Genomic DNA, 21,477 nt, shown 5'->3' on the forward strand with positions numbered 1-21,477 from the left:
ATTTTTGGTCATATGGATAGGCACCCGACGGAGGAAAAACCGGGCCTTTTTCCTCCCCGGGGGCAAACTGCCTCCGGGGGGGGGGGGGGGGGGGGCCCCCCCCCCCCCCCCCCCCCCCGCTCCCGCACCGGCGGCGAATCCGCGCTGCCGGCCGGCACCGCGGCGCCTCAGTGGTCGACGGAGACCACGATCTTGCCGAGCTGGTTGCCGGCCTCCAGGTAGCGGTGGGCCTCGGCGACCTCGTCCAGGCCGAAGACCCGGTCCACCACCGGGGCGAGGGAGCCGGTGCGCAGGCCGGAGGTGACGAAGGCCTCCGCGCGGCGCAGCCGCTCCGGGTCGCGGGTCGTCTCGTGGATCACGTAGCTGCGGATGTTCACCGCGGGCATGCCGAGGTCGAGGTTCGGGTAGGGCGTCGGCTCGCCGCTCAGCCAGCCGTAGAGCAGCACCGTGCCGCCGGCGGCGGTCGCCCGGACGAGGTCCGTCACACCGGGGCCGGCGACGGCGTCGAAGACGAGTTCGGCGCCCCGGCCCGAGGTCAGGGCCAGCACCCGCGCGCTGATCTCCTCCTCCTCGGTGACGATCACCTCGGCCGCCCCGGCCTTGAGCAGGGACTCCCGCTTGGCCCCGGTCCGGGTGGTGGCGATCGGGACCGCCCCCGCCCGGCGGGCGATCTGGATCGCGGCCAGGCCCACACTGCTGGAGGCGGCGGTCAGCACGACGGTGTCCCCCGCCCGCAGGCCGCCGACCTCCACCAGCGCGCCGTAGGCGGTCACATAGGGCATCCAGACCGCCGCGCCCTCGACCGCGCCGAGCCCGGCGGGCCGGTGCAGCACGGCCGCCGCGGGGACGATCGCGCGCTCGGCGTAGACGGGGTAGTCGTTCATCGAGAACGCGGGCACCACGCTGACCGGCTGCCCCGGTTCGAACCCGGCCACCCCGGCCCCGACGGTCTCGACCACGCCCGCCGCCTCGGCGCCGAGCCCGGCGGGGAAGCTCCGGGGCGCCTCCAGGTAGGTGCCGCGGCGGAACAGCGCCTCGGCCCGGTTGATCCCGATCGCGTCCACCCGGATCAGCAGCTCGCCGGGGCCCGGCGAGCCGACCTCGACGTCCTCCAGCCGCAGTACCTCCGGCCCGCCGTGCTCGTGGAACCGCACTGTCCTGGCCATCGCGCATCGCCCCCTTCCGGTCGGTGACGGCGGTGCGGACCACGCGCCGCCGCGTCCCACTAGATCCGAAAGGGCGTCAGCTGTCAAACTTCGACCGCCGTCGTACTTTGACGGCTGCCGTACCATGTGCGCCGGAGGTGGCCGAACCATGGCAGCAGCACAGCGCGGCGGGCAGCAGCACCGCATCCCACCGCACCCGGACGTCCGGGAGATCGGTCTTCAGCAGGTCCTGGAGGCCCTGGTCGACCCGGTCCGGCGCCGGATCGTCGCCGAGCTGGACACCGCCGTCGAGGACCTCGCCTGCGGGACGATCGACCTGCCGGTCAGCAAGTCCACCGCCACCCACCACTTCCACGTGCTGCGCGAGGCCGGGCTGATCCGCCAGTACTACGTCGGCACCTCGCGGCTGAACGCGCTGCGCCGCGAGGAGTTCGAGGAGGCCTTCCCGGGGCTGCTCGGCGCCCTGCGGGTGGAGCGCGAGCGCGGCTGAGCGCACCGGGACGGCCAGGAGCGGACCGGGCCGGTCCGGCGCGCCCCCCGGCCGGGGGCGGCTCAACCCTCCGGCTGGGGCCGCTTCTTCAGCGCCAGGCCGAGCAGGAACAGCGCCGACAGCACGGCCGCGAGGCGGAGCACGCCCGGGGCCGCCGACCAGGCGATCTCGCCGGCCGGCTGCCCGGGCTGGAGCCCCCCGCCCCAGCGCCCCTGGGCCCGGCCCCAGTACCAGAGACTGGTCCCGCTGATCGTCGCCAGCGGGATCCCGAGGATGGCGAACTTCCTCGTGAGATCGCTCAGTTGACGGGACATGTAGCCGAGCGCCCAGCCCACCAGCATCACCACGATCTGGCCGCTGACGGCTCCGCCCACCAGCGTCACCGAGGCGAGCAGCAGGAGCGGCGACGGGCGGCGGCCGGCCATCGCCGACGGCTTCGGGGGCGCGGCGGCGGGCTCGGGCGGCGGCGGCGTCTTCCCCCGACCCCGCGCCCCGCCCCCGGCTCCCGCCCTGCTCGCGCCCTTGTCCTTGCCCTTGCCCTTGCCCTTGTTCTTGCCCTCGGCAGGGTCGGGATCGGCGGGCGGCCCGGCCACCGCGGCCGCCTCCCCGTCCTCCGCCCGCTGCTCCGGGATCGGCGTGATCGCCGCCCCCGGACCGTCCGAGAAGTTGAGCATCACCAGATCCCAGCCCCCGGCGTCGGAGGACGCGTACAGCTGCGGGGACGGCAGGGCGTCCGGGTCGGCCGGGGCCTCCCGGAACGACTCCGCCACCCACGGCGAGCCCTGGTCGTCCGGACCGGCCGGCCGCCCCGACCGCGGGGGCGCGGGCGGGGCGGAGGGGCGCGGGGGCACCACCGGCGCGCCGGTGGCGTACACGCTGTCCTCGTTCGCCGGGCCGCCGGAACCACCGGCCGCACCGGCACCGCCCGCGCCGTCACCCGTCCCCCCGCGCGCGCCGTCACCGCCGCCGGACGGCTCGCTCCACGGCCCGCGCCTGCGCCACCACTCGCCGTCCGCCATCACCCAGCACCCCGCCTCGCCCGAGCCCGTCCCCGAAGACCTCGCGGCACCGCGCGGGACCGCGCCGGGCCCCGCGGATCCCCGCTGCTCGTGACGCTACCCACCCGGCCCCCGCCCACGCGAGCCCGGTCCGCCCACCGGCCGGTCCACCGCCTCGCGCTCCCGGGCGACGACGGCCGGATCACCCTCCGACGACGGATCCCCACCACCACCCGACCCGACTAACCTAGGTCGAATGACCACACAGCAGGGCCCCCAACGCACCGGCAAAGCGCCCGCCGGCCCCCGCACCCTCGCCGAGGAGCTCCGCAGCCGCGCGGACGACGACCTCGCCGCCCTGCTCCGGTCCCGCCCCGACCTGCTCAACCCCGTCCCCGGCGACCTCACCCAGCTCGCCGCCCGGCTCTCCTCCCGGGCCTCCGCACTGCGCGCCCTGGAGCGGCTGGACCGCTTCACCCTCCAGGTCGCCGAGGCCCTGGCCGCCGCCCCCGACGGCGCGCCCCCGGCGACCGTCCGGACCCTGCTGACCGGCCCCGCCAAGGTCAAGCCGCACCCGGGCGCCACCCCGCTGAGCACCGCCGACCGGGCCGCCGTCACCGCCGCGCTCCCCCGCGCCCTCGCCACCCTGCGCGACCGGGCGCTGCTCTGGGGCCCCGACAACGGGCTGCGACTGGTCATCGCCGCCCGCGAGGCACTCGCGCCGACCGCCGCGAACCCCGGCCGCACCGGCCTCGGCCCGACGCTCGCCGACGCGACCGCCGGGATGTCCCCGGCCCGGATCCAGCAGTTGCTGGTCTCCGCCGGGCAGCCGCCGACGCCCGACCCGGTGACCGCCGTCGCCGCGCTCACCGCCCTGCTGACCGACCGCGCCCGGTGCGACGCGCTGCTCGCCACCGCCCCCGAGCCGGCCCTGCGCCTGCTGGACCGCCTGGTCTGGGGCCCGCCCACCGGCACCGTCCCGGACGCCACCCGCCCGGTCACCGCCGAGGACGCGCAGAGCCCGGTCGAGTGGCTGCTGGCCCGCGGCCTGCTGCTGCCGAGCAGCCCCGGCAGCGTGGTGCTGCCCCGTGAGCTCGCGCTGCACCTGCGCGGCGGCCGCACCCACCGCCTGGTCGAGCCGGTCCAGCCCGAACCGGCCCCGGCCGCCGCCGCGCGCGATCCCCAGGCTGTGGACGGCGCCGCCGCCGGGCAGGCGTACACCGCCGTCCGGACCGTCGAGGAGCTGCTCGACCTCTGGGGCCTCAACCCGCCGCCGACCCTGCGCGCCGGCGGCCTCGGCGTCCGCGACCTCAAGCGCACCGCCCAGACCCTGGAGACCACCGAGCAGCAGACCGCGTTCTGGCTCGAACTCGCCTACACGGCGGGCCTGCTGGCCCCGGACGGCGAGGCCGACGAGCGCTGGTCCCCCACCCCGGCGTACGACGGCTGGCTCCAGCAGGACACCGCCGACCGCTGGGCCGTCCTGGCCGCCGGCTGGCTCACCGCCACCCGCGTCCCGGCCCTCACCGGCACCCCGGACGGCAAGGGCAAGCCGCGCGCCGCCCTCGGCCCCGAACTCGACCGCACCCTGGCCCCGTCCGTGCGCCGGGCCGCCCTCGCCCTGCTCGCCGAGCTGCCGCCCGGCACCCCCGCCACCGCCGACGAACTGCTGCCCACCCTGCGGTGGCAGCGCCCGCTGCGCGGCGGACCGGTCACCGCCCGGCCCGCCGCCGACGGGCCGCACGGCGGCGCCGGGGCGCACCCGGCCGCCGGTCCGGGGCGCGACCTCCGGGACGACCTCGTCGGCTGGACCCTCGCCGAGGCCGAACTGCTCGGCATCACCGGCCGCGGCGCACTGGCCTCCCCCGGCCGCGCGCTGCTCACCGCCGAGGCCGACCCGGCCGAGGTGCTCGCCCCGCTGCTGCCGCGGCCGCTGGACCACGTGATCCTCCAGCCGGACCTCACCGCGATCGCGCCCGGCCCGCTGCTCACCCCGCTCGCCCAGGCGCTCGCGCTCTGCGCCGACATCGAGTCCAAGGGCGGCGCGACCGTCTACCGGTTCACCCCCGAGTCGGTCCGCCGCGCCCTCGACGCCGGCCGCAGCGCCGCCGACCTCCAGGCCTTCCTGGAGCAGCACTCCCGCACGCCCGTCCCGCAGCCGCTCAGCTACCTGATCGACGACGTGGCCCGGCGGCACGGCATCCTGCGGGTCGGCGCCGCCTCCTCGTACCTGCGCTGCGACGACCCGGCGCTGCTGGGCGAGGTGCTGGCCGACCGGCGCTCCGTCGACCTGCGGCTGCGCCTGCTCGCCCCGACGGTCCTGGCCTCCCAGGCCGCGCCGGACGTCCTGCTGGCCACCCTGCGCACCATGGGTTACGCGCCCGCGGCCGAGTCCGCCGAGGGCGACGTCCTGATCACCCGCCCGGACAGCCACCGCACCCCGCCGCGCGCGGCCCCCGTACCGGTACCGGACGGTCCCCCGACGCCCGACGACGTCCTGCTCGCCGCCGCCATCAAGGCGATCCGGGCCGGCGACCGCGCCGCCACGGCCGTCCGCCGGGAGCCGGCCCCCGACCCGCGCCGGCTCCCCCGCACGGCGGCGGCCGAGACCCTCGCCTCGCTCCAGACCGCCGTCCTGCTCGGCGAGCGGATGTGGATCGGCTACCTGAACGCCGAGGGGATCGCCAGCCAGCGCATCATCGACCCGGTCAAGGTCGAAGGCGGCTTCGTCACCGCCTTCGACCACCACGCGGACGAACTCCGCACGTTCGCCCTGCACCGGATCACCGGCGTGGCCGAGCTGGAGGAGTAGCGCCCTCCCGGGGCAACCGCCCGGCTACCGGCAGTCAGTGCCCCTGCTTGGCGGCCTGCTCCTTCGCCTTCTCCTGCATCGCCTTGTCGGCCATGGCCGCGATGTCCCCCTGGCCGACCGGCAGGCTGCCGCCGCCGACGGTGTCCGCGAGCAGGAAGGCGGGGGCGGCCATCAGCCCGCCCGGGCCCTCGCCGATGCCCGCGAGGGCGTGCGCCGAGCCGGCGGAGGAGGCGGTCGCGGCGAAGGCCGAACCGAGGAGGGCGAGGGCGGTGAGGGCGCGCTTCGACTTGTTCATGCCCCGCACAACGACCGACCGGTCCACCGGTCACTGCCCGCGGTTGACGAGCCGGTCGCACCCGGCGTACTCCGGAAGGTGGGGGCTCGCGAAGGGAGTCATCGTGCTCGGCAACCGGATAGTCACGCAGACCACCAGGGACACCGGCCGGCGGGTGCTGGCCACCACGGACGGCATCCATCCCGCGGTCGAGGTCTCGTTCGAGGCGACCGGCGACGTCCTCGGCGTCGGGGTCAGGGAGTTCGCCACCTACGAGTCGCAGCTTCGCTCGGACGGCACGCTGTTCGGCGAGGGCCAGGGCGTGGGCATGAGCGAGCGCGGCGAGGGCTACAGCTGGCACGGCAGCGGCATCGGCCGCTTCACCGGCCCCGGCGGCGCCATGGCGTGGCGCGGCGCGATCTTCTTCGAGAGCCAGTCCGAGTCCTTCGCCCAGCTCAACGACACCGTCGGACTCTTCGAGTACGACACCGACGGCAGCGGCACCGGCAAGGTCACCGTGCACGAGTGGAAGTAGCCCTCCGGGTTCGCGGCGGAATGCGCGACACTGGAGGGTCTGCGTCCCTGCAGACCTGTCAGCCAGTGGAGGGCTTCCCCGCGTGAACGACGGACCGCTCATCGTCCAGAGCGACAAAACTCTTCTTCTGGAGATCGACCACCCCAGGGCCTCCGACTGCCGCCGCGCCATCGCGCCGTTCGCCGAGCTGGAGCGCGCGCCCGAGCACGTGCACACCTACCGGGTGACCCCGCTCGGGCTGTGGAACGCCCGTGCCGCCGGGCACGACGCCGAGCAGGTGGTCGACGCCCTGGTCAACTTCTCCCGCTACCCGGTGCCGCACGCGCTGCTGGTGGACGTGGCCGACACGATGGCCCGCTACGGCCGGCTCAAGCTCACCAAGCACCCCGTCCACGGGCTGGTGCTCTCCACCACCGACCGGCCGGTGCTGGAGGAGGTGCTGCGCTCCAAGAAGATCGCCCCGCTGGTCGGCGCCCGGATCGATCCGGACACCGTCGTCGTGCACCCCTCCGAGCGCGGCCAGATCAAGCAGGTCCTGCTCAAACTCGGCTGGCCCGCCGAGGACTTCGCCGGGTACGTGGACGGCGAGGCGCACCCGATCGAGCTGGACCAGAACGGCTGGCAGCTGCGCCCCTACCAGGCCCAGGCCGTCGAGGGGTTCTGGCACGGCGGCTCGGGCGTGGTCGTGCTGCCCTGCGGCGCCGGCAAGACGCTGGTCGGCGCGGCGGCGATGGCCGAGGCCAAGTCGACCACCCTGATCCTGGTCACCAACACCGTCTCGGCGCGGCAGTGGAAGCACGAGCTGGTCAAGCGCACCTCGCTCACCGAGGACGAGATCGGCGAGTACAGCGGGACGCGCAAGGAGATCCGCCCGGTCACCATCGCCACCTACCAGGTGATGACCACCAAGCGGAAGGGCGTCTACGCCCACCTCGAACTCTTCGACGCCCGCAACTGGGGCCTGGTCGTCTACGACGAGGTCCACCTGCTGCCCGCGCCGGTCTTCAAGTTCACCGCCGACCTCCAGGCCCGCCGCCGGCTCGGCCTGACCGCCACCCTGGTCCGCGAGGACGGGCGCGAGGGCGACGTCTTCTCGCTCATCGGCCCCAAGCGCTTCGACGCGCCCTGGAAGGAGATCGAGGCACAGGGCTACATCGCGCCCGCCGACTGCTGCGAGGTCCGGGTCACCCTCACCGACTCCGAGCGGCTCTCCTACGCGACCGCCGAGCCCGAGGAGCGCTACCGGTTCTGCGCCACCACGGCGACCAAGCGCCGGGTGGTGGAGGCGCTGGTGAAGAAGCACGAGAAGGACCAGACCCTGATCATCGGCCAGTACATCGACCAGCTCGACGAGCTCGGCGAGGTGCTGGACGCCCCGGTGATCAAGGGCGAGACCAGCAACGCCCAGCGGGAGAAGCTCTTCGAGGCCTTCCGCACCAAGGAGATCAGCGTCCTGGTCGTCTCCAAGGTCGCCAACTTCTCCATCGACCTGCCCGAGGCGACCGTCGCCATCCAGGTCTCCGGGACCTTCGGCTCCCGCCAGGAGGAGGCCCAGCGGCTCGGCCGCGTCCTGCGCCCCAAGGCGGACGGGCACTCGGCGCACTTCTACTCGGTGGTGGCCCGCGACACCGTCGACCAGGACTTCGCCGCCCACCGCCAGCGCTTCCTGGCGGAGCAGGGCTACGCCTACCGCATCATCGACGCGGACGACGTGCTGTAACTCCCGGCGGCGCTCAGTACTTGACGCCGTCGCGCCCGAGGAAGACCACGCGCGCGGCGGTGTCGAGCGCGATGCCGACGTTGCGGACGGCCGTGGTCAGCGGGGAGCGGCGGTGTCCGGGGCCGACCGCGGCGGTGGCCCCGGCCGGGCAGGCGGGGGCGGACTTCTGGGACGGCACTCGCGGCGCCGTGATGTGTACGGTGCTCATGTGTTCCACGGTAGTTTCCGCCCGCCCGAAGCACATCACCCCAAAGGCCGTACCGGGCAGGACGTAGGTCGTCCTCCAGGTGTACGCAGGCCCTGAGGGCCCCGGAGGGGGAACGGGGTGGAACCCCGAGGCCGCCGGGTCTAGGATCACTCGTCTGCCCCCTCCCGAACCGTGGTACCTGCTGAGTCGCGCAGGCAGCCGGGGGAGGCGCCGACCGCACGGCAACCGGTCGGCTGTATCCACCGTGAGCTCCAACGATCCGCTGCGCCCGTCTCCGGGGCAGCCGGGAAGGTTCGCTGTGCCCGCCACCCCCACCACCGACCCCCTCCAGCGCGAACGCGACCACCTGGCCGCCTCCCGGGCCGCGCTGCGTGCGATGCGCGAGGACGTCGAGTCCCTGGACATCAGCGACGTGACCGGCACCTGGGTCACCGCCGTCGTGCTCCAGAACCAGATCGAGGCCCGGATCGCCGCCCTGGCCGACCTCTCGCACACCCCGCTGTTCTTCGGCCGCCTCGACTACCTGCACGCGATCAGCGAGGACCTCTCCGAGGGCTCCGGCGGCGAGAACTTCTACATCGGCCGCCGCCACGTCCACGACCACGACGGCGACCCGATGGTGATCGACTGGCGCGCGCCGGTCTCCCAGCCGTTCTACCGGGCCAGCCGCACCGCGCCGATGGACGTCGAGCGCCGCCGCCGCTTCGGCTACACCGGCGGCGAGCTGACCGCCTACGAGGACGAGCACCTCACCGACCCGGCCGAGACGGACACCTCCTCCGCGCTGCTCGCCGCCGAGATCGAGAAGCCCCGCGTCGGCCCGATGCGCGACATCGTCGCCACCATCCAGCCCGAGCAGGACGAGATCGTCCGCGCCGACATCACCGGCACGGTCTGCGTCCAGGGCGCCCCCGGCACCGGGAAGACCGCCGTCGGCCTGCACCGCGTGGCGTACCTGCTGTACGCGCACCGTGAGCGGCTCGCCCGCACGGGCACCCTGGTGATCGGCCCCAACAACGCCTTCCTCTCCTACATCGAGCAGGTGCTGCCCGCCCTCGGCGAGCTGGAGGTGGCCCAGGCCACCGTGCAGCAGCTGGTGGCGCACGTGGAGGTGCGCGGCGAGGACACCGCCGAGGCGGCCCGGCTGAAGGGCGACGCCCGGATGGCCGAGGTGCTGCGCCGGGCCGTGCGTTCGGGCATCACCGCGCCCACCGAGCCCTGCGTGGTGGTCCGCGGCTCCCGCCGCTGGCGCGTGCCGGTGTACGAGCTCACCGAGATCGTCGAGGAGCTGACCGCCCGCGACATCCGCTACGGCGCGGCCCGGGAGGCCCTGCCCCAGCGGATCGCGCACGCCGTGCTGCTGAAGATGGAGCAGGGCGGCGAGGCGCCGGACGACCGGGTGCAGGACGCGGTGGCCCGCAACGCGGCGGTGAAGGCGACGGTCAAGGAGTGCTGGCCGCCGGTCGATCCGGCCAGGCTGGTGCACCGGCTGCTCTCCGACCCGGAGTTCCTGGCGCGGTGCGCGGAGGGCGTCCTCACCCCCGAGGAGCAGCGCACGGTGCTCTGGTCCAAGCCCGGCCGCTCGGTGCGGACCGCCCGCTGGACGCCGGCCGACGCCGTCCTGGTGGACGAGGCCACCGACCTGGTCCAGCGCACGCCCTCGCTCGGCCACGTGGTGCTGGACGAGGCCCAGGACCTCTCCCCGATGCAGTACCGCGCCGTCGGCCGCCGCTGCACCACCGGCTCGGCGACCGTCCTCGGCGACCTCGCCCAGGGCACCACCCCCTGGGCGACGGCGAGCTGGCCGGACGCGCTGCACCACCTGGGCAAGCCGGCCGCCCACATCGAGGAGCTGACCAAGGGCTTCCGCGTCCCCGAGGAGGTCATCGCCTACGCCTCCCGGCTGCTGCCCGCGATCGCCCCCGGTCTCGCCCCCGCGACGTCCGTGCGCGCGGCGCCCGGCTCGCTGACGATCACCCGCGTCCCGGACGACGGGCTGGAGAAGGCGGTCGTCGAGGCCTGCCACCGGGCCCTGGAGCACGAGGGCTCGACCGGTCTGATCGCCGCCGACGCGCGCGTCCCGCTGCTCGCCGCGGCACTGACGGCGGCCGGCCTGCCGTTCCTCTCCCCCGGCGCCGAGACCAGTGCCGAGGCCCGGCTGACCCTCGTCCCGGCCTCGCTGGCCAAGGGTCTGGAGTACGACTACGTGGTGCTGGACGAGCCGGCCGCGGTGGTCGCCGGCGAGCCGGACGAGCGGACCGGCCTGCGCCGCCTGTACGTGGCGCTGACCCGTGCCGTCTCCGGGCTGACGGTGCTGCACGCCGAGCCGCTGCCCGACCGGCTGGGCTGACCGCGCCGGGCCCGGGACGCGCGAAGGGGACCGGCGGATACCGCCGGTCCCCTTTCCCGCCGAGTCGCGGACCGCCGATCGCTCAGCTGTCGGCGCTCTCACGCTCAGCCATCGATCAGGGACCGCCACTCGGCGACCTTGGAGGCGTCCACGGGGGACTGCCACCCGGCGACCCGCACCGCTCCGCCGACGTGGAAACCGTCGAAGCCCGCCGCCCGCAAACCGGGCAGGTGTTCGGCCCGCAGGCCGCCGCCGATCAGGATCCGCTGCCCGTACCCCGGCTCGCCGGCCCTGGCCAGCTCGGCCAGCAGCACATCCCGGCCCGCATCCACCCCGGCCACCGCGCCCGAGGTGAGGTAGGTGTCCAGCCCGGGCAGCGCGCCGACGGCCGCCCGGAGGGCGGTCCGGTCGGCGCTGTGGTCGATCGCCCGGTGGAACGTCCAGCGGCAGCCCGCCACCGCGTCGGCGACGGCCTCGGTGGCGGCGAGGTCGACGGCGCCGTCGGCCGTCAGGAAGCCGAAGACGAACTCGTCGGCGCCCTCGGCCCGCAGCGCGGCGGCCCGGGCCACCAGCTCGTCCAGGTCGCCCGGCGCGAAGCCGTCCCGGACGCGCAGCATGACGCGCAGCGGCAGCTCCACGGCGGCCCGGATCTTGGCGAAGTCCTCGACCGACGGGGTGAGCCCGTCGGCGGCCATGTCCGTGACCAGTTCGAGCCGGTCGGCGCCGCCCGACTCGGCGGCCTGGGCATCCTGGGGCGTCAGCGCGATGACTTCGAAAATTGGTCTAGACATATCAGACAGCCTGCCACATCGCGAGGCGCCCGGCGAGGCCCGTACGGCCGTTCGGTCACAGAGCCGAGCGGCGCAGACCCTCGATGCCCCGCCAGCCGATCCCGGCCACCGCCACGAACGCCGCGCCGACCGCGCCGACCCCCAACAGGTTCCAGATCCCACCGGCCGACTCCCAGAGGCTGAACAGGCTGAACGAGAGGGTCAGCGGCAGCACCGCCAGCCCGATCGCCGCGGGCACCAGCCAACCGCGCGCCGCGGCGCACACCAGCAGCAGTGGAACCACCAGCAGCAGGGCCGCCCACGGGTCGTTCATCAGGTACCGGGTGTCCCAGCCGCCCTGGGCGGTGACCACCAGCAGACCCCCGACCGCGCCCAGCGGCACCAGGGCCGCGGTCCGCCAGGTCGGCCGGCCCAGCAGGTCCCCCGGCGCGGCGAGCACCAGCAGGCCGGACAGCACGAACGGCAGCGCGGAGGTGGAGCTGTAGGAGAACCACCACCAGTCGACGAACTCCACGCTCAGGACGGAGTCGGCCAGGTTCAGCAGACCGGCACCGATCACCGCGACCGACAGGACCCGGGCCGCCGTCCAGTGCCCCAGCACCGCGGCCACCGCCAGCAGCAGCGAGGCCACCGGCAGCGCGAACACGGTCAGCGCCAGCAGGACCGAGGAGTGCGCCCCCTGGATCCGCCAGGCGATCAGGTCGGGGTCGCTGACCCACGGGTAGAGGGCGGCCCCCGCGGCGGTACCGGCCACCAGCGGAACCGCCAGCGCCAGCAGCCGCCCGGCCGCCGACGCCGAGGTCAGCCGGGCGCGCATCCGCAGGCCGTAGGCGGCGAGGTCCAGCGCCTCCCGCAGCAGGGTGGGCCGGTCCGCCTCCGCCGTGGTGTCGGCGAAGACCGCGGCCAGCTCCTCGCCGCGCTCGCGGCGGTATCGGGCCGGGTAGAGCTGGAGCGCCGCCCGCAGGGCGACCGGCCGGTCGATGGTCTGCATGCTCACGCGAAGACCCCCCTGACCATCGAGAGCACGGCGGAGAGCCGGCGCTCGGCCTCGGAGGCGACGGCCCGCAGCCGCCCCGCCTCGGCCGCCAGCGCGCCGCGGCCGGCCGGCGTCAGCGCGTAGCTGCGCCGGGCCCGGCCGTCCACGACCTCCTCGGCGGCGACCTCGATCAGGCCCTGCTGGAGCAGCCGGTCGAGCGCGCCGTAGAGGGTGCCGGTGCGCATCTTCACCCGGCCGTCGGAGATCGCGGCGACCTCCTGGATGAGCGCGTAGCCGTGTCTGGGCGCGTCGGCCAGCGCGGTGAGCAGAAGCAGCGTCGGCTCCTGCATGGCTCGTTCTGTCATAGGACTACATATATCGTCAAACTACATATGCGTCCAGTGGACCCGCCGGACTCCGCCCGTGCCGCGACCGGCACCCGCCAGAATGAGCCCATGCCGAACCAGCCCGCCGCCCCCGTCCCGGCCGACCTGCTCGCCGACTGGACCGCCCTGCTGCGCCGCTGCGGCGCCGGCGCCGACCCCGCGCCGTACGGCCGCGACCTGCTGGGCCGCTGGGCCGAACCGCAGCGCCGCTACCACACCACCGCCCACCTGCGGGCGGTGCTCGGCCACGTGGACGTGCTCGCCGCGCACGCCGGGGACCCGGACACCGTCCGGCTGGCCGCCTGGTTCCACGACGCCATCTACCGCCCGGACCGCTCCGAGAACGAGGAGCGCAGCGCCGCCCTCGCCGTCCGGGCGCTCACCGAGGCGGGCCTGTCCGAGCCGCGGACCGCCGAGGTGGCCCGTCTGGTCCGGCTCACCGTCTCGCACCGCCCCGAGCCCGGCGACCGGGACGGCGAGGTGCTCTGCGACGCGGACCTCGCCGTCCTCGGCGGCGACCCGCGGGCGTACGCCGCCTACGCGGCCGCGGTGCGCGAGGAGTACGCCTTCGTCCCGGAGCCGGACTTCCGCGCCGGGCGGGCCGACATCCTGCGCCGGCTCCTGGCCCTGCCCGCGCTCTACCGCACACCCCTCGCCCGCGAGCGCTTCGACGCCGCCGCCCGGGCCAACCTGGCGGCCGAACTCGACCGGCTCGAAGGCTGACGCGCCGACTCGATGACTCACTGACCGGCCGACCCGCCCAGGACGCGCGAAGGCCCGGCCCGGCGCACGGAGCGCCGGAGCCGGGCCGGGGCAGGATCAGCCGTCGAGCCGGCCGACGGGCGCCACCACCGCCCCCGCCTTGCCGCAGACCCAGTGCGGCTCCGGCCCCAGCTCGGGCTCGACGCCCAGCGCGTGCGGGTCCCCGTCGGCCGCGCACGAGGTGCAGAGCGGCCAGCGGCCGTAGGCCTCCAGCAGCGCGTCCTGGACGTCCTGGGCGACCAGCCCGAGCACGTACTCGGCGCCGTCCGGCCACTGCTCCAGCCACCACCGGCGGTGCGTCACGGCGTCCTCGACCAGCGACACCACGGCGGCGTCCGCCACGTCCCGCGCGGTCAGGTCGGCCAGGATCAGCGCCCGCGCGTTGTGCAGGGCGGTCTCGATGTCATCAGCGGTGGCAGCCATCCGTCCATTGTCCCAAAACGGCGCCGGACACAACGCCGCACGGGCGGCTCCCCGAGGGGAACCGCCCGTGCGATCGGGAAACGACCGATCCCGGAGGGGATCAGAAGTCCATGTCACCGCCCGGCATGCCGCCGCCGGCGGCCGCGGCGGCCTTCTCCGGCTTGTCGGCGATGACGGCCTCGGTGGTGAGGAAGAGCGCCGCGATGGAGGCGGCGTTCTGCAGCGCGGAACGGGTGACCTTCGCCGGGTCGATGATGCCCTCGGCGATGAGGTCGACGTAGGTGTTGGTGGCGGCGTTCAGGCCGTGACCGGCGGGGAGGTTGCGCACCTTCTCCACCACGACACCGCCCTCGAGGCCGGCGTTGGTCGCGATCTGCTTGATCGGGGCCTCCAGCGCCACGCGGACGATGTTGGCACCGGTGGCCTCGTCGCCCTCCAGCTCCAGCTTGTCGAACACGACACCGGCCTGCAGCAGCGCGACGCCACCACCGGCGACGATGCCCTCCTCGACGGCGGCCTTCGCGTTGCGGACGGCGTCCTCGATGCGGTGCTTGCGCTCCTTGAGCTCCACCTCGGTGGCCGCGCCGGCCTTGATGACGGCCACGCCGCCGGCCAGCTTGGCGAGGCGCTCCTGGAGCTTCTCGCGGTCGTAGTCCGAGTCGCTGTTCTCGATCTCGGCACGGATCTGGTTCACGCGGCCGGCGACCTGGTCGCTGTCGCCGCCACCGTCGACGATGGTGGTCTCGTCCTTGGTGATGACCACCTTGCGGGCGGTGCCCAGCAGGTCGACGCCGGCGTTCTCCAGCTTGAGGCCGACCTCCTCGGAGATCACGGTGCCACCGGTGAGGATGGCGATGTCGCCGAGCATGGCCTTGCGGCGGTCGCCGAAGCCCGGGGCCTTGACGGCGACGGACTTGAAGGTGCCGCGGATCTTGTTCACGACCAGGGTCGACAGGGCCTCGCCCTCGACGTCCTCGGCGATGATGACGAGCGGCTTGCCGCTCTGCATGACCTTCTCCAGCAGCGGGAGCAGGTCCTTGACCGAGCCGATCTTGGAGTTGGCGATGAGGATGTACGGGTCCTCGAACGTCGCCTCCATCCGCTCCAGGTCGGTGGCGAAGTAGGCGGAGATGTAGCCCTTGTCGAAGCGCATGCCCTCGGTGAGCTCGAGCTCCAGACCGAAGGTGTTGCTCTCCTCGACGGTGATGACGCCTTCCTTGCCGACCTTGTCCATGGCCTCGGCGATGAGCTCGCCGATCTGGGTGTCGGCGGCCGAGATGGAGGCGGTGGAGGCGATCTGCTCCTTGGTCTCCACGTCCTTGGCCTGGGCCAGCAGCTGGTCCGAGACGGCCTGGACGGCCTTCTCGATACCGCGCTTCAGGGCCATCGGGTTGGCGCCGGCGGCGACGTTGCGCAGACCCTCGCGAACGAGCGCCTGGGCCAGCACGGTGGCGGTGGTGGTGCCGTCACCCGCGACGTCGTCGGTCTTCTTGGCGACCTCCTTGACGAGCTCCGCGCCGATCTTCTCGTAGGGGTCCTCGAGCTCGATCTCCTTGGCGATGGAGACACCGTCGTTGGTGATCGTGGGGGCGCCCCACTTCTTCTCCAGCACGACGTTGCGGCCCTTGGGGCCGAGCGTGACCTTCACCGCGTCGGCGAGCTGGTTCATGCCACGCTCAAGGCCGCGGCGAGCTTCCTCATCAAAGGCGATGATCTTGGCCATCAGAAGTGGTCCTCCGGGACACGGTCGACTGCTCGGACCAAGGGGTGCCCGCGACGGACGGCCCTGGTGTGCGGGGGTCCTTTCCCCTACCGCTCCCGGGGGCCTCACCGACCCAGTCCGCTGTCACTCTCACACTGTGAGTGCTAACGCCAATGATTAGCACTCCGGGTAGGCGAGTGCAAGCCCAATCGCCCAACCCGCGAGCCGCGTCCGCCCCCTGCGGCCGCCGTCGGCGAGCCCCCGACGAGCTCCCGCCGGGGCGCCGCCGGGGTGTCCGGCACCCCCGCGCCGGACGCCGCGCGGGCCCCCGCCGGACATGCCGACGGGCCCGTACGACATGTGTCGTACGGGCCCGTCGTGAAGCAAGAGGTGCACCAGCCGAATGGGCCGAGCCGAACTCCTGGGGTCGGAAAGGTCAGACCGCGGCGCGGACCATGTCCGCCTGCGGGCCCTTCTGCCCCTGAGAGATCTCGAACTCGACCCGCTGGCCCTCCTCAAGGGTGCGGTAGCCGTCCATCTGGATCGCGCTGTAGTGGACGAAGACGTCCGCACCACCGTCGACCGCGATGAAGCCGTAGCCCTTCTCCGCGTTGAACCACTTGACGGTGCCCTGAGCCATTCCGAACTCCCCTAGTGCTGTGCTGGCCCTTCACGCGCCCGCAGGTCGCGGGCCCGGGTCTGGTTTGAGGCCGGCCCGGGGAACCCCCCCTGGGCGCAGCCGTGCACGCCACAATCGTCCGCGGAGACCACCGGAAGGCCTCCGGTGAGCGGGTGATTGCGTCGACCGCGGCTGAATGTATCCGGATCGACGCCCTCTGCAACAGGGTCAACCGCTGGGAATTCCCTAGGTCCGCCAGGGGACAGGCCAGACCAAAGCGGGAGGAAATCGGCATTTCACGCCGGACATAGCGGACGAATTACTCAAATGCCTTCGAGAATTCTGACATCGGCCTGACATGTTTCACGGTCACGGCCCCGGCGCCGGTCTCAGCGGCCGGACAGACACCGGCGGTACGGGCGCGGACGGAGTTCGAGTACCGGCGCGAGGGGGGTGGGGCGGCCCTCTTCCCGGACGAGCCACACTCTACTCCCCCGGACCGCGAAATATTCCCGCCGGAATGCGGCGGGCCGCCCGCGCGTACGGAGATCGGAATTCCGTACGCACGGACGGCCCGGTCGAAAACGGGTCGGCCGAGGAAAGGCCTGGTCGGAAAGGGGCGGATCAGCAGCCGCCGGCCACCGCCGGAATGATCGAAACGCTCGCGCCGTCCTTGATCTCGGTGGCCAGGCCCTCGGCGAACCGGACGTCGTCGTCGTTGACGTAGACGTTGACGAACCGGCGCAGCTTGCCGGCGTCGTCCAGGATCCGGGCGGCGATCCCGGCGTGGTTCCGCTCCAGGTCGGCGATGACGTCGCCCAGGGTGGCGCCCTCGGCGGCCACCTCGGCGGCGCCGCCGGTGTAGGTGCGCAGGATGGTCGGGATGCGGACGGTGGCGCTCATGGGGGATCTCCTCGGGCGGTGCGGCCGGGCGGCCGGTACGGGCTGCGGGGGCTGCGGACGGGTCAGGCGGACGCGAGGCCGGCGTCGCGGAACGAGGCCAGCGTCGGGCGGATGACGGTGGTCATCCCGGAGTCGGAGACGGCGTCCAGCGTCTTCAGGCCGTCACCGGTGTTGATCGCGACGGTCTCCTTGGCCGGATCCAGCTGTCCGGTCTCGACCAGCTTCTTCAGCACGCCGACGGTCACCCCGCCCGCGGTCTCGGCGAAGATGCCCTCGGTCCGGGCCAGCAGCTTGATCGCGGCGACCACCTCGGCGTCGGTGACGTCCTCGACCGCCCCGCCGGTGCGCCGGGCGATGTCCAGCACGTAGGGGCCGTCGGCCGGGTTGCCGATCGCCAGCGACTTGGCGATGGTGTCCGGCTTGACCGGCCGGATCACGTCCTGGCCGGCCTTGAAGGCCGCCGACACCGGCGAGCAGCCCGCCGCCTGGGCGCCGAAGATCCGGTAGGGCCGGTCCTCGACCAGGCCCAGCTTGATCAGCTCCTGCAGGCCCTTGTCGATCTTCGTCAGCTGCGAGCCCGAGGCGATCGGGATGACGATCTGCTCCGGCAGCCGCCAGCCGAGCTGCTCGCAGATCTCGTACGCCAGCGTCTTGGAACCCTCGCCGTAGTACGGGCGCAGGTTGACGTTGACGAAGCCCCAGCCCTCACCGGCCGGGTCGCCGATCAGCTCCGAGCAGAAGCGGTTCACGTCGTCGTAGTTGCCCTCGATGCCGACCAGCTCGCCGCCGTAGACACCGGCCATGACGACCTTGCCCTGCTCCAGGTCGTGCGGGATGAACACGCAGGACTTGAACCCGGCCCGGGCCGCCGCCGCGCCCACCGCGCCGGCCAGGTTGCCGGTCGAGGAGCAGGAGAGGGTCGTGAAGTGGAACGCGCGGGCCGCCTCGATCGCGCAGGCGACCACCCGGTCCTTGAAGGAGTGCGTCGGGTTGCCGGAGTCGTCCTTGACGTGCAGCTGGGCGGTGAACCCGAGCTCGCGGCCCAGGTTGTCCGCCTTCACCAGCGGGGTCCACCCCGGGTTGAGGTTCGGCTTGTCGGCCACGTCGGCCGGGACGGGCAGCAGCGGGGCGTAGCGCCAGATCGACGCCGGACCGGCCTCGATCCGCTTGCGGAGCTCCTCCGCGCCCTCGCTCCCGAAGTCGTAGGCGATCTCCAGCGGCCCGAAGCACTCCAGGCAGGCGAAGCTGGGACCGAGCGGGAACCGGGTACCGCACTCCCGACAGGACAGTGCGACGGCGGGACCGAGATCAACGGTCGCGGGGGCGGCTGCGGCGGTGTCGATAGCCATGATGGCGGAGGCCTCTCTCCTCATCTTCCCCGTGACGCGGGCGCGCCACAGGCCGGAATTGGCACCTGTCCCGCCGGGGCCGGAGGCCTGCCGTGCGAGAAGGTTGCCGGGACGTCAACGGGCCGTTCCCTCAGTCCCTCTGGATGAGCTCTGTGAAGTTGTGGTCCTGCTCAGCGACGACCCCGGCGTGCGAAGGTCCGATCGCTGTACGAAGACTGTATCCGAAGGCGTCAACCCTGAACGGGACCGTCCGCCACGCGAGATGCCCCGTCCCACCCCGATCCGTCGAGGAGAGTTCCGTGCCCGCCGAACCGACACCCGCGCTCCTCCCGAAGGCGGCGTCCTGGCTGCGCCGCCGCTCCTGGAGCGCGACCGACCGCCCGGTGGGCGCCCTGCTGGCGGCCAAGCAGGCGGCGGGTCGGGCCGGCACCGTCAGCGTGGTGCTGCCCGCCCTGGACGAGGAGGCCACCGTCGGCGACATCGTCCGCACCGTGCGCCGCGAGCTGATGGAACGCCTGCCCCTCGTCGACGAACTCGTCGTCGTCGACTCCGGCTCCGTCGACGGCACCGCCGCCGCGGCCGCCGAGGCCGGCGCCCGGGTCGTCCACCGCGACGACATCCTGCCCCGGCTGCCCGCCTCCCCCGGCAAGGGTGAGGTGCTCTGGCGCTCGCTGCTGGTCACCAGCGGCGAGATCGTCTGCTTCGTCGACGCCGACCTGCGCTCCTTCGACCCCACCTTCGTCTCCGGCATCATCGGCCCGCTGCTCACCGAGCCGGACATCCAGCTGGTCAAGGCCATGTACGACCGGCCGCTCGAAGTGACGAACGGCTCCGGCTCCGGCGACGCCGCCGTGGTCCCCTCCGGCGGCGGACGGGTCACCGAGCTGGTCGCCCGCCCCCTGCTCAACCTGCACTGGCCGGAACTCGCCGGTTTCGTCCAGCCGCTCGGCGGCGAGTACGCGGCCCGCCGCTCGCTGCTCGAACGGCTGCCGTTCCCCACCGGCTACGGCGTCGAGCTCGGCCTCCTGGTGGACGCCCTGGAGCTCGCCGGCCTGGACGCCCTCGCCCAGGTGGACGTCGGCGTACGCCACCACCGCCACCAGGACAGCCAGGCACTCGGGCGGATGGCCGCCACCATCTACCGCACCGCCCTGGAACGCCTGGACCGGACCCACCGGCTGAAGGCCTCCGCCGACCTGGTCCATCCGCTGCTCACCCAGTTCACCCGGGACCCGCGCACCACGGCCGGGCCCCCGGCCGGCGGCGCCGCCATCTTCACCCCGCACACCCATGCGATCACCGCGGAGGAACGGCCCCCGATGCACACCGTCCCGGAGTACGCCGCCCACCACGGCCACCAGGCCTGACGCCGGACGGGGGTTTGCCGACCCGGGCCCACGGCAACGTACCAACCATGGGCGATCTCACGACCGAACGTTCGAGTGCGACCGGTTCCGCCACCGTACTGGTGGCCTCCAACCGGGGACCGGTGTCATTCAGTACCGCGGCCGACGGCACCCTGAGCCTGCGCCGGGGCGGCGGCGGGCTGGTGTCCGGACTCTCCGCGATCGACGACCCGCATGCCGTCTGGGTCTGCGCGGCGCTCGGCGACGCCGACCGCCGGGCCGCCCGGGAGGCCCCCGACGGCCGCCTCGACCGGGCCGGCCACGACGTCGGCGGACAGGCCGTCCGGATGCTGGACATAGACCCGGAGACCTTCGCGGCCGCCTACAACGGCGTCGCCAACTCCACCCTCTGGTTCGTCCACCACCTGCTCTACGCCACCCCGACGGCCCCCTCCTTCGGCGCGGAGTTCCGCTCCGAATGGCAGTCCTACCGCGCCTACAACGCCGCCTTCGCCGAGGCCCTCGCCGCCGAGGCCGCGCCCGGGGCCGCGGTACTGATCCAGGACTACCACCTCTCGCTGGCCCCGGCCCTGCTCCGGACCGCCCGCCCCGACCTGCGCATCGGCCACTTCTCGCACACCCCGTGGGCCCCGCCCGAGTACTTCCGGCTGCTGCCGGACGACGTCGCCGAGAGCGTCCTGACCGGCATCCTCGGCGCCGACCGGGCCGCCTTCCTGACCCGCCGCTGGGCCCTCGCCTTCGCCGACTGCTGCGCGGACGTCCTCGGCGCGGACGTCGACCGCGAGGCCCTCACCGTCACTCACGCGGGCCGCACCACCCGGCTCGGCGTGCACGCCCTCGGGGCCGACGCCGACTTCCTGCGCGAGCGGTCCCACCGCCCGGACGTCGACGAGCGGCTCGCCACCCTGCGCGAGGCGGTCGGCGGGCGGCGCACCGTCGTCCGGGTCGACCGCACCGAGCTGAGCAAGAACATCGTCCGCGGCTTCCAGGCCTACCGGCACCTGCTCCGCACCCGCCCCGAGTGGCTGGACAGCGTGGTGCACATCGCCTTCGCCTACCCCTCGCGCACCGACCTCGCCGAGTACCGCGCCTACACCGCCGAGGTCGAGCGGCTCGCCGCCGAGATCAACGCGGAGTTCGGCACCGCCGACTGGCAGCCGCTGATCCTGCACGTCAACGACGACTTCCCGCGCTCCCTCGCGGCCTACCGGCTGGCCGACGTCGCCCTGGTGAACCCGATCCGCGACGGCATGAACCTGGTCGCCAAGGAGGTACCGGTGGTCTCCGACCGGGGCTGCGCCCTGGTGCTCTCCCGCGAGGCCGGCGCCCACGCGGAGCTGGCCGACGACGCCCTGTGCGTCAACCCGTACGACGTCATCGCCACCGCGGAGGCCCTGCACACGGCGCTCACCATGCCCGAGGACGAGCGGGCCGACCGGACCAAGCGCCTCGCGGCCGCCTCGACGGCGCTGCCGCCGCAGCAGTGGTTCCTCGACCAGCTGACGGCGCTGGACTGACCGCCGCCGTGGGGGGGGGGGGGGGGGGCTTCCCCCCCCCCCCCCCCCAGGACGAAAAACACCGGAGAACCGGGGACCGGGCCAAGAAGAAGCTCGTCGGACCAGTGGCCGAATACGCGCACGAGTAGG

General features: G+C 73.9%; 20 protein-coding genes and 1 riboswitch. Of the genes, 8 read left to right on the top strand and 12 right to left on the bottom strand.

What is annotated here, in order from left to right; genetic code table 11:
• Positions 1–167: 167 nt before the first annotated feature.
• Positions 168–1,166 carry a zinc-dependent alcohol dehydrogenase family protein gene (locus tag ACZ4UX_RS30315; RefSeq protein ID WP_465708978.1) on the bottom strand — a complete coding sequence of 333 codons (999 nt, stop codon included), beginning with the start codon at positions 1,164–1,166 and terminating at the stop codon, positions 168–170.
• Positions 1,167–1,314: 148 nt separating this feature from the next.
• Here ACZ4UX_RS30315 and ACZ4UX_RS30320 point away from each other — a divergent pair, with 148 nt between their 5' ends.
• The gene (locus ACZ4UX_RS30320; protein ID WP_329489162.1) at positions 1,315–1,656 is read left to right on the top strand and encodes an ArsR/SmtB family transcription factor; all 342 of its coding nucleotides are present in this window, start codon (positions 1,315–1,317) and stop codon (positions 1,654–1,656) included.
• A 62-nt stretch (positions 1,657–1,718) separates the two neighbouring features.
• On the opposite strand, the gene ACZ4UX_RS30325 is transcribed toward ACZ4UX_RS30320, so the two are convergent.
• A complete protein-coding gene (locus tag ACZ4UX_RS30325; RefSeq protein WP_465708979.1) occupies positions 1,719–2,675 on the bottom strand; it encodes a hypothetical protein in 957 nt (318 codons plus the stop codon).
• 235 nt (positions 2,676–2,910) lie between these two features.
• Here ACZ4UX_RS30325 and ACZ4UX_RS30330 point away from each other — a divergent pair, with 235 nt between their 5' ends.
• Positions 2,911–5,466 carry a helicase-associated domain-containing protein gene (locus ACZ4UX_RS30330; protein ID WP_465708980.1) on the top strand — a complete coding sequence of 852 codons (2,556 nt, stop codon included), beginning with the start codon at positions 2,911–2,913 and terminating at the stop codon, positions 5,464–5,466.
• A gap of 34 nt (positions 5,467–5,500) precedes the next feature.
• Here ACZ4UX_RS30330 and ACZ4UX_RS30335 read toward each other — a convergent pair whose 3' ends face one another.
• On the bottom strand, positions 5,501–5,761 hold the full coding sequence (locus ACZ4UX_RS30335; protein ID WP_329489159.1) for a hypothetical protein: 261 nt from the start codon (positions 5,759–5,761) through the stop codon (positions 5,501–5,503).
• 103 nt (positions 5,762–5,864) lie between these two features.
• Here ACZ4UX_RS30335 and ACZ4UX_RS30340 point away from each other — a divergent pair, with 103 nt between their 5' ends.
• Positions 5,865–6,275 (top strand): hypothetical protein, encoded by a 411-nt coding sequence (locus tag ACZ4UX_RS30340; protein ID WP_465708981.1) that lies wholly within the window; start codon positions 5,865–5,867, stop codon positions 6,273–6,275.
• Positions 6,276–6,357: 82 nt separating this feature from the next.
• Positions 6,358–7,995 (top strand): DNA repair helicase XPB, encoded by a 1,638-nt coding sequence (locus ACZ4UX_RS30345; protein ID WP_329489157.1) that lies wholly within the window; start codon positions 6,358–6,360, stop codon positions 7,993–7,995.
• Between the two features lie 13 nt (positions 7,996–8,008).
• On the opposite strand, the gene ACZ4UX_RS30350 is transcribed toward ACZ4UX_RS30345, so the two are convergent.
• Entirely contained in the window at positions 8,009–8,203 is a 195-nt protein-coding gene (locus ACZ4UX_RS30350) for a hypothetical protein (RefSeq protein ID WP_465708982.1), read from the bottom strand.
• Positions 8,204–8,501: 298 nt separating this feature from the next.
• Here ACZ4UX_RS30350 and ACZ4UX_RS30355 point away from each other — a divergent pair, with 298 nt between their 5' ends.
• Positions 8,502–10,553 (top strand): HelD family protein, encoded by a 2,052-nt coding sequence (locus ACZ4UX_RS30355; RefSeq protein WP_465708983.1) that lies wholly within the window; start codon positions 8,502–8,504, stop codon positions 10,551–10,553.
• Between the two features lie 104 nt (positions 10,554–10,657).
• Here the strand turns inward: ACZ4UX_RS30355 and ACZ4UX_RS30360 are convergent, their stop codons facing one another.
• The 3 genes from ACZ4UX_RS30360 to ACZ4UX_RS30370 are packed head-to-tail and all read right to left on the bottom strand — an operon-like array spanning position 10,658 to position 12,685.
• Positions 10,658–11,344, bottom strand: a complete 687-nt coding sequence (locus tag ACZ4UX_RS30360; protein WP_465708984.1) for a copper homeostasis protein CutC — start codon at positions 11,342–11,344, stop codon at positions 10,658–10,660.
• 55 nt (positions 11,345–11,399) lie between these two features.
• Complete coding sequence (locus ACZ4UX_RS30365) at positions 11,400–12,341, bottom strand: hypothetical protein (protein ID WP_465708985.1); 942 nt, start codon at positions 12,339–12,341, stop codon at positions 11,400–11,402.
• The gene (locus tag ACZ4UX_RS30370; protein WP_352297299.1) at positions 12,338–12,685 is read right to left on the bottom strand and encodes a PadR family transcriptional regulator; all 348 of its coding nucleotides are present in this window, start codon (positions 12,683–12,685) and stop codon (positions 12,338–12,340) included. Before ACZ4UX_RS30370 ends, ACZ4UX_RS30365 begins: the two co-directional genes overlap by 4 nt.
• A 90-nt stretch (positions 12,686–12,775) precedes the next feature.
• Between ACZ4UX_RS30370 and ACZ4UX_RS30375 the strand changes: the two genes are divergently transcribed.
• Positions 12,776–13,429 carry an HD domain-containing protein gene (locus ACZ4UX_RS30375; RefSeq protein ID WP_465708986.1) on the top strand — a complete coding sequence of 218 codons (654 nt, stop codon included), beginning with the start codon at positions 12,776–12,778 and terminating at the stop codon, positions 13,427–13,429.
• 96 nt (positions 13,430–13,525) lie between these two features.
• On the opposite strand, the gene ACZ4UX_RS30380 is transcribed toward ACZ4UX_RS30375, so the two are convergent.
• The 5 genes from ACZ4UX_RS30380 to thrC all read right to left on the bottom strand — a co-directional run bounded on the left by ACZ4UX_RS30380 (position 13,526) and on the right by thrC (position 18,464).
• The gene (locus ACZ4UX_RS30380) at positions 13,526–13,891 is read right to left on the bottom strand and encodes a hypothetical protein (protein ID WP_329489150.1); all 366 of its coding nucleotides are present in this window, start codon (positions 13,889–13,891) and stop codon (positions 13,526–13,528) included.
• 100 nt (positions 13,892–13,991) lie between these two features.
• Positions 13,992–15,614 carry a chaperonin GroEL gene (groL, locus tag ACZ4UX_RS30385; protein WP_465708987.1) on the bottom strand — a complete coding sequence of 541 codons (1,623 nt, stop codon included), beginning with the start codon at positions 15,612–15,614 and terminating at the stop codon, positions 13,992–13,994.
• Positions 15,615–16,029: 415 nt separating this feature from the next.
• Positions 16,030–16,233: a cold-shock protein gene (locus ACZ4UX_RS30390; protein ID WP_030289665.1), complete on the bottom strand. Its 204-nt coding sequence runs from the start codon at positions 16,231–16,233 to the stop codon at positions 16,030–16,032.
• Positions 16,234–16,836: 603 nt separating this feature from the next.
• Positions 16,837–17,115, bottom strand: a complete 279-nt coding sequence (locus tag ACZ4UX_RS30395; RefSeq protein ID WP_329489148.1) for a ubiquitin-like small modifier protein 1 — start codon at positions 17,113–17,115, stop codon at positions 16,837–16,839.
• 62 nt (positions 17,116–17,177) lie between these two features.
• Positions 17,178–18,464 carry a threonine synthase gene (gene thrC, locus ACZ4UX_RS30400; protein ID WP_329489147.1) on the bottom strand — a complete coding sequence of 429 codons (1,287 nt, stop codon included), beginning with the start codon at positions 18,462–18,464 and terminating at the stop codon, positions 17,178–17,180.
• A gap of 17 nt (positions 18,465–18,481) precedes the next feature.
• Positions 18,482–18,614: riboswitch (SAM riboswitch) on the bottom strand.
• A gap of 149 nt (positions 18,615–18,763) precedes the next feature.
• On the opposite strand from thrC, the gene ACZ4UX_RS30405 reads away from it, so the two are divergent.
• Both ACZ4UX_RS30405 and ACZ4UX_RS30410 read left to right on the top strand, forming a co-directional pair.
• On the top strand, positions 18,764–19,831 hold the full coding sequence (locus ACZ4UX_RS30405; RefSeq protein WP_465708988.1) for a glucosyl-3-phosphoglycerate synthase: 1,068 nt from the start codon (positions 18,764–18,766) through the stop codon (positions 19,829–19,831).
• Positions 19,832–19,878: 47 nt separating this feature from the next.
• Positions 19,879–21,348 carry an alpha,alpha-trehalose-phosphate synthase (UDP-forming) gene (locus tag ACZ4UX_RS30410; RefSeq protein ID WP_352297314.1) on the top strand — a complete coding sequence of 490 codons (1,470 nt, stop codon included), beginning with the start codon at positions 19,879–19,881 and terminating at the stop codon, positions 21,346–21,348.
• The last annotated feature ends 129 nt before the right edge of the window (positions 21,349–21,477 follow it).

The organism is Kitasatospora sp. NPDC028961, from assembly GCF_055564815.1.

Excerpts from the sequence above, each read along its gene's own strand:
- ACZ4UX_RS30390 (WP_030289665.1), bottom strand. The coding sequence starts at position 16,233 with ATGGCTCAGGGCACCGTCAAGTGGTTCAACGCGGAGAAGGGCTACGGC.
- ACZ4UX_RS30380 (WP_329489150.1), bottom strand. The coding sequence starts at position 13,891 with ATGGCTGCCACCGCTGATGACATCGAGACCGCCCTGCACAACGCGCGG.
- ACZ4UX_RS30320 (WP_329489162.1), top strand. The coding sequence starts at position 1,315 with ATGGCAGCAGCACAGCGCGGCGGGCAGCAGCACCGCATCCCACCGCAC.
- ACZ4UX_RS30315 (WP_465708978.1), bottom strand. The coding sequence starts at position 1,166 with ATGGCCAGGACAGTGCGGTTCCACGAGCACGGCGGGCCGGAGGTACTG.
- ACZ4UX_RS30410 (WP_352297314.1), top strand. The coding sequence starts at position 19,879 with ATGGGCGATCTCACGACCGAACGTTCGAGTGCGACCGGTTCCGCCACC.
- thrC (WP_329489147.1), bottom strand. The coding sequence starts at position 18,464 with ATGGCTATCGACACCGCCGCAGCCGCCCCCGCGACCGTTGATCTCGGT.
- ACZ4UX_RS30395 (WP_329489148.1), bottom strand. The coding sequence starts at position 17,115 with ATGAGCGCCACCGTCCGCATCCCGACCATCCTGCGCACCTACACCGGC.
- ACZ4UX_RS30360 (WP_465708984.1), bottom strand. The coding sequence starts at position 11,344 with ATGTCTAGACCAATTTTCGAAGTCATCGCGCTGACGCCCCAGGATGCC.
- ACZ4UX_RS30375 (WP_465708986.1), top strand. The coding sequence starts at position 12,776 with ATGCCGAACCAGCCCGCCGCCCCCGTCCCGGCCGACCTGCTCGCCGAC.
- ACZ4UX_RS30330 (WP_465708980.1), top strand. The coding sequence starts at position 2,911 with ATGACCACACAGCAGGGCCCCCAACGCACCGGCAAAGCGCCCGCCGGC.
- ACZ4UX_RS30370 (WP_352297299.1), bottom strand. The coding sequence starts at position 12,685 with ATGACAGAACGAGCCATGCAGGAGCCGACGCTGCTTCTGCTCACCGCG.
- ACZ4UX_RS30325 (WP_465708979.1), bottom strand. The coding sequence starts at position 2,675 with ATGGCGGACGGCGAGTGGTGGCGCAGGCGCGGGCCGTGGAGCGAGCCG.
- ACZ4UX_RS30350 (WP_465708982.1), bottom strand. The coding sequence starts at position 8,203 with ATGAGCACCGTACACATCACGGCGCCGCGAGTGCCGTCCCAGAAGTCC.
- groL (WP_465708987.1), bottom strand. The coding sequence starts at position 15,614 with ATGGCCAAGATCATCGCCTTTGATGAGGAAGCTCGCCGCGGCCTTGAG.
- ACZ4UX_RS30335 (WP_329489159.1), bottom strand. The coding sequence starts at position 5,761 with ATGAACAAGTCGAAGCGCGCCCTCACCGCCCTCGCCCTCCTCGGTTCG.